This window comes from Parafrankia sp. FMc2 (assembly GCF_041008525.1).
Classification (GTDB): Bacteria; Actinomycetota; Actinomycetes; order Frankiales; family Frankiaceae; genus Parafrankia.
In genome coordinates this window covers 39,436-46,196 of record NZ_JBFLUG010000061.1, presented here as the reverse complement: position 1 = coordinate 46,196, position 6,761 = coordinate 39,436, and the positions used below count along the sequence as shown (strand labels likewise).

At 66.9% G+C, this 6,761-nt stretch carries 4 protein-coding genes; 1 reads left to right on the top strand and 3 read right to left on the bottom strand.

The window, feature by feature from the left end; all coding sequences use genetic code 11:
- Nucleotides 1-103 precede the first annotated feature (103 nt).
- The 3 genes from AB1460_RS20945 to AB1460_RS20930 form a co-directional block, all read right to left on the bottom strand.
- The gene (locus tag AB1460_RS20945; protein WP_368963460.1) at nucleotides 104-1,261 is read right to left on the bottom strand and encodes an effector-associated domain EAD1-containing protein; all 1,158 of its coding nucleotides are present in this window, start codon (nucleotides 1,259-1,261) and stop codon (nucleotides 104-106) included.
- A 298-nt stretch (nucleotides 1,262-1,559) separates the two neighbouring features.
- Nucleotides 1,560-1,754, bottom strand: a complete 195-nt coding sequence (locus AB1460_RS38375; RefSeq protein ID WP_420497326.1) for an NAD(P)H-binding protein — start codon at nucleotides 1,752-1,754, stop codon at nucleotides 1,560-1,562.
- A gap of 413 nt (nucleotides 1,755-2,167) precedes the next feature.
- Nucleotides 2,168-3,556 (bottom strand): APC family permease, encoded by a 1,389-nt coding sequence (locus tag AB1460_RS20930; RefSeq protein ID WP_368963458.1) that lies wholly within the window; start codon nucleotides 3,554-3,556, stop codon nucleotides 2,168-2,170.
- A gap of 919 nt (nucleotides 3,557-4,475) precedes the next feature.
- Between AB1460_RS20930 and AB1460_RS20925 the strand changes: the two genes are divergently transcribed.
- Nucleotides 4,476-6,707, top strand: coding sequence for a diguanylate cyclase domain-containing protein (locus AB1460_RS20925; protein WP_368963457.1), 2,232 nt, complete (start codon nucleotides 4,476-4,478; stop codon nucleotides 6,705-6,707).
- The last annotated feature ends 54 nt before the right edge of the window (nucleotides 6,708-6,761 follow it).

Below are 6,761 nucleotides of genomic sequence, written 5' to 3'. Positions count from 1 at the left end.
CAACCGGATCAAGATGCTGAAACGTCAGATGTACGGCCGCGCCGAGCCCGATCTGCTCCGCAAGCGCGTCCTCCTCGACCGATAGAGATCATCACACCCTCCTTCACGGAATTTGCGCCAGAGCCACCACGAACTGGCCGTTGACACCCGGCGAGAGCAGTGATAGCAGGTCAATCAGGGAGTTTGTCGGCGGGTGGTCGTGCACGCATGATTCGATAGACAGCAGAATGGCGGCGGCGGCACTGTGCGGATAGGGATCGCCGGATCGGCGACTGAGGTAATGTGCGACCGGGATCGTCCGCAACCGTTGCAGAAAGACGTCGTACTGCAGGCGCTGGCGACGGATGACAGCGGCGGAATGGGCTAGGGCGAGGGGTAGGTGCCCGACCTCCGAGGCTATTCCCCGTGCGCCCAGATCGTCGTCCAGACCGGTACGCTCTCGTAGGAAGGCCAGAGCCTCCCTGTCGGTAAAAATATCGACCTCGACCAACAGCCCAAGGTCGTCGAAGTCGCGTTGCGTGGTCGTGATCAGGATCTGAGATTTCCCCGAGACCGGAAGCCAGGGCCGCACGACGTCGGAGTCCAGAGCGTTGTCAAAAACTATCAGGCATCGCTCGGCGGTATGGAGCCAGAGTCTCGCACGGTCTGCAGCAGAAATGACGTTGTCATCTTTGACGCGCAGGTAGAGTGCTGCGGCCAGTTCGGCGAAAGCGGCGACTATGTCGTCGTTCGTCGAGGCGTTGATCCAGACGATGGTGGACCATTGATCGTCTATACGGCTGCGAGCGTAGGCGGCGGCGATCTGTGTCTTGCCGATGCCTCGCATTCCGGTGAGGACCTGTACGGTCCCGCAGTTCTCGTCGGCTGAGAGTTGACTGTAGACGTCGGTGCGGTACTGAAAGCATGGCGGGCATTGCGGAATGCGCCCCAGCACAAGCGGTACGTTCTTGTTCGGCAGGTCAGGCGACCCGGTGCTCCTGGTGAGAGGCCGGGTACACGCGGACTTCGTCTCCCCGGCTCCGGCAGCGAACACCCGATTCGCCGGGTACATGTCCAGAGCAGCGACGAGCACCGCCTCACGTCCGTCGAGCAGCACCCCGTTGCGAATCAGAACCGACACCATCGACCAGAAGCTCTCGGCGTCCGGAGTGTTCCAGGTGGGGATTCTCCCTGCGGGCAGGCCTGCGTTTATCAGCACGCGCTTGGCCGAGACCGGATCCGGAAAAGCCTCAGCCAGCGCGGAGACCTCGTCGGTCGACAAACCACTCACTCGCAGAGTCTCCCGGTAGCCGAGACATGTGCCCCGTCGTTCGTGACACGCCGACCACCAGGATATCGTCTCATGCGTGGCGGGCCGACATACGTCCGCTTCAAGCAAGCTACCTTGCGATCTTACTGCCAGGCGGATGTCCTGGTGGCGCGGACTACGGGGAACCCCTCCTTACCTGGTATTCGACCAGGCTTCGGAGACCTACCGGCCGGAGAGGTCCGGGGGTGGCCGGCTGCCCAAGCGTGACCGGACGACGCCCGGCTCCGCGAAAATTCTGCGACCAGATCCACTACGCATGCTCCTCATACCGCCCTCGGTCGGCCCAACAGGTTCTACATCCACGGATGTCCACACCGAGCGAGGCGGGAACGTTCGCGGGGTTGCGTGTCATCGCGCGGACCGCCGCGCCACGGGCGACCAGAAGCCGGACGACTTCGCGACCGACGGTGCCGGTGGCACCGGTGGCACCGGTGGCAAGGATCATGTGGGCGCCGGTGCCAATGGGCATACCGCGGCGGATAGGAGGTTTCGGCACACCCTGTAGGCGCTGGCACCGCGGCCGCTCACCACGGACAGGCTTCTATCGTGGGGCCGGTGGTGAATGACGACTCCGAACGCGTCACCTGCTGCCTGTCGTGCTGCGGCCGTGGATCTCCCAGCTGAGTGCCGCCGCGTCCGGCGGCGCACCTGCGCACCCCGTCCGCGCCGAGCCGAGGCAGGCTACTACGACCAGTCCCGTATGACCGCCGAGTTCCGCCGCATGATGGGAGTCTCTCCCGGAGCTTTACTCACCGGGCAGTTGCCCGCCGCCCTATCCTAGCTATTGAGCACCCTTGTCGGCGACTGCGGCCGCCAGCTCGATGGAGGGCTGACGCGTTACCGGGTCTCCTTCGGCGGTCACAGAACCATCAGATCCCCACGACTGTGACAGGGCGGTCTGGCGGCACCAGATAACTCACCCGCACCGAACCGGCCGCTGACAGCTTTCTGGGCCAGGAGGAGGACGGCGGCGAGCGCGAGCAGGCCGAGGGCCCGCAGATAGACGGTGCCCTCGCGGTGGACCAGCGGGGAGGCCAGCGCCGCGCAGGACAGCGCGCCGAGCGCCGGGGCCCAGGTGGGGGCACGGTAGGCGCCCGGCGGGGCGGGCTCGCGGCGCAGCACCAGCGCGCTGATGTTGACGACGAAGAAGACCAGCAGCAGGAGCACGACGGTGGTGTCGGCGAGGCCGGCCAGCTGGCCGGTGCTGGCCAATACCACCGCCAGGGCCGTCACGAAGCCGATCGCTGTCAGCGGGGTGCGTCGGCCGGGCAGCACCCGCGCGAAGACGGTCGGGATCGTGCCCTGGGCAGCCATGCCGTAGACGAGACGGGAGGCCATCACCATGTTCATCAGGGCGGTGTTGGCGACCGCGACCAGCGCGACCGCGGCGAACAGCTTCGACGGCACCGGCACGTCGGAGGCCTTCACCACTTCCAGCAGCGGGGCGCCGGAGCCGGCGAGGATGTCGGGATCCACCAGCATCGCGCAGGTGAACGCGACGAACAGGTAGACCGTGCCGGCGATGAACATGCCGCCGAACAGCGCCCGGGGCAGGTCCCGGCGCGGCCGGCGGGCCTCCTCGACGAGGTTCACCGAGTTCTCGAAGCCGAGCATCGCGTACAACGCGAGCGTCGTGCCGGCGAGCAGGGCGAGCGGCGCAGGCCCCTCGGCACGCAGCTCGAAGGCCCGTCCCGGTTCGCCCGCTCCGGTAGCCAGCGCGTGCACGCCGATCCCGACGATCAGCAACAGCCCGGTCAGCTCGATCACGGTGAGCACAAGGTTCACCCGGGCCGACTCCTCGATCCCGCGGGCGTTGAGGACCGCGGTCAGCAGGATGAACATGACCGCGACGACGACCGTCGGGGCCGCCACGAACTCCGCGAGGTACTTGCCCCCGATGGCCCGCGCGGCCGTGGCGGTGGAGGTGATCCCGGCGGCCAGCACGGTGAAGCCGACCATGAAGGTGAGAAACGGGCGGCGGAACGCCTCGTTGGCGTAGAGCGCTGCTCCGGCCGCCCGGGGATACTTGCCGACAAGTTCGGCGTAGGCCGTCCCGGTGAGGAACGCCAGTGCGAAGGCGATCAGGAACGGTGCCCAGATCATCCCGCCGACGTCGGCGGCGATCTGCCCGGTGAGCGCGTAGATCCCCGATCCGAGGACATCACCGAGCACGAGGAACAACAGCATCCGCCCACTCAGGACGGGCGCCAGGGTGGGCTGTGCGGCGTGCGCCGTTCGCCCGGTCACCGCCGTCTCGTCATCGGTCGTCCTGTCCCCGTGGGCTTGGCCGGCCGTTGTCCGGCCGACAGCGGTCGGACGCCCGTTCGTCGTGTGGCTGCCCCTGATCCGCGGGCTGGTCGCTGCCGCCACGCCGCCGGGAGAGCCGGGTCGACGTCCCCCCGGGCCGAATACTGACACCCTGCCTGCCAGCCTGCCTGTTGGAGCCTGCCCAGCTCAGATGGTCACGATCGGGAACTGTCGGACCCGGTGTGCCTGTGAGCCCGGGGATGACGGTGGCCGCGAGCCTGATGCCCCAGGGGCTGGCTGTGCCCGGATCGCTCGGTCGGACCCGGTTCGGGCCGGGCCGGTCCGAACCGTTGTGAGACGCAATTCTGAGAACCGTCCTGCCCCAGGGCCGGTGCGCCGTCGGTTCCGGTAGACCTGCGCGATGTCGACGCAGTGGCGGCGTGGAAAAGGCGCTGGGATTGGGGCGAGGAACGCACGGTACCAGCGGGCCTCCTCGCCTCGTTGGCGGTCTTCGTCCACCCGTACTAATGTACGTGCCATCACTCTGGCAGAATTTGGCGCCACTTTCGGTTGGATGAGTCCGAGGGGGCTGCGTCGCGGCGATCCATTCCGGCTGGCAGGAAGATCCAGGTCGGGTGGACGGAAATGATCCCAGGCGGAGAGGACGATGTCGCGCGCGGAGATCACTCGAGTGGCCGCGGCGGAGTGCGACGCACCGAACTGCGGTGCGACCGTTTTCCGCCGAACAGTCTGCGTGTGGGCGGCTGTCGCGGCCGCAGTCATGCTCGCTTCTTTCATCCTTCCTTCGCGCACCGCTGACCTGGTTGTCAGCGCCTGCGGCATGGCCGCCATAGCGTTCCAGGGTGGGTGTGAACTGTGGTCTGCACGGCGAGCGAGGGGTGGCGAGCGACGTTGGAGAGTGCTCCTTCTCGCCGGATGGATCACGGTGGCAGCCGGCCTGGCGATCACTTCCGTCAGGGCTTTGTTCGCGGGCCAGAGCCCGGTGCCACCCTTGTCGGGGACGGAGCCGGCGTATCTGGCGTTCATTCCAGCATCCGTTGCCGCGCTGCTGGCTTTTCCCACCGACCCACTCAGCCCGGAGGACGACCCGGTGCGCCGAGCCGGCCAGCACGGCACCCATTGGCGGACTGTCACCGTCATGGACGCGGTGCTCCTCGCCGGCTCGCTGAGCCTGCTCGGCTGGGTGGCCGTCCTCCAGCCTCTGGTGCGTGCGCGAGCACCCACACCAGTCAGTCTCGCGGCTTTGTTGGCGTTCGGCTTCGGATGTCTCCTGCTACTGATCACCCTCCTGCTCGTGGCGGCGTTTCGGCGCCCGCACCAGAACAGGTCGTTCGCATTGCTCGGCGGCGGGCTGGCCTCTATCACCATACTTCTGCACGTGTCGCTCTACTTCATCGCGAGTGGCCAACCGGAGCCCCTGCAAATCGAAGCCGCCAACGTCATTGGCACTGTGATGATCGGGCTTGCCTGTATCGCGCCACCACGGCCATCGACTGGCTCTGTAGTTGCCGCTGCCCCCCTGGGTCCTGAATCCGGTTCTGACCGCAGGGCCTCGTGGCGCGCCCGATGGGCTGGCTGGCGGGCCGGACCCGGCGTACGCTGGATGAGGATATTCCTTCCGTACGTTCCGCTGTCCGCGCTGGGCATGCTGGTGGGATTTCAGGTGTCAACCGAGGCGCGGGTCGAACCGATCGAAATATTCGGTCTCCTCGCGCTCGTGCTGCTGGTACTGATCCGGCAGATGCTTACTTTGGCGGACAACCAGAAGCTGCTGGACAGGGTTCAGCGCAGCCGTCGCCAGCTGCACCACCAGGCGCTCCATGACCCGCTGACCGGGCTGGCGAACCGTGTGCTGTTCGGCGACCGGGTGGAAGAGGTGGTCGCTCGGCGAGCCCGTGACCGGCTGGCTCTGCTCTTCTGCGATCTCGATGACTTCAAGAGTGTCAACGACACCCTGGGCCATCCGGCCGGAGACGAATTGCTGATGATAACCGCTCGGCGGCTGCTTGGTTGCGTACCGCCCTCGGACACGGTCGCCCGTCTCGGTGGCGACGAGTTCGCGGTTCTTCTGGCGGACGATGCCGTGGACGCCGAGGCGGTCGGCAGGAGGGTGGCCGCGGTGGTCCGGGCACCGTGCTTTCTCGCCGGGCAGCCGTGCGCCATTCACGCGAGCCTTGGCCTGACAATCGCCGTGCCGGGATCCTCGATAAGTGCCGAGGACCTGGTCCAGCAGGCGGATCTCGCCATGTACGCGGCCAAGCGGCGGGGAAAAAACAGCCTGGTCGTCTACGATCCTGACATCTTCGCTCACGGCTGGTCGCCGACGGCTCAGCTCGCGCTGTCCCAGTTGTTGCGGGGGGATCCCGCCGGCGGCGTCATCGATGTCCTCTATCAGCCGATCGTCGATCTGACCCACCATCACACGGTGGCGTTTCAGGCTTCACCGTGCTGGCACCATCCGACACTCGGGTCGTTCACGGCGGAGCAGACGGTCACCGTCGCGACCGGAGCGGGGCTAAGAGCACAGCTCGAGCAGTTGATCCTCGGCCGCGCCTGCCACGATATCGGCCACTACCGAAGGCAGACAGGGCAGAACGTCGCTGTCTGCGTCGTCGTTTCGGTGGCGAGGCCGGCTGGTGACCTACTGCCCGACGTCGAGGCGGCGCTGGTGGCCTCCCGCCTCCCCGCCCAGGCCCTGATCCTCAAGCTTACGGACATGGAGTGCCTCGACGACGAGGTCGCGCACAGCCTGCAGACATGCGTCACCCGTGGCCTGCGCCTCGCGCTGAATGCCATCGCCAGGAGACAGAGCACCTTTCTGGCGCTCGACGAGCTGCCGATCCAGATACTCATGTTCGACAGCTCCTACGCCGGCGGCCTGACGGGCAGCGCCAGCCCGGCCGACCTGCTCCGCCAGGCACTGCTCGCCCTCGCCCGGGACCTCGATCTCACGGTCGTTGCCACCGGCGTCCAGAACCAGGAGCAGGCACGTACATTGGCGCGCCATGGCTGCCGCTTCGGACAAGGACAGTTCTTCGGACCGCCAGCCGCACTGCCTGGTCAGCCGTCACCTCACCGCAATGAGGACGCCGACGGCCGGGCTGGTCAGGGGAACGGGAACCGGCGGTAAGGAGCCGAACTCGGCCAGTCAGGGCCGCGGGTCACACTTCAACAGGTGGATTGG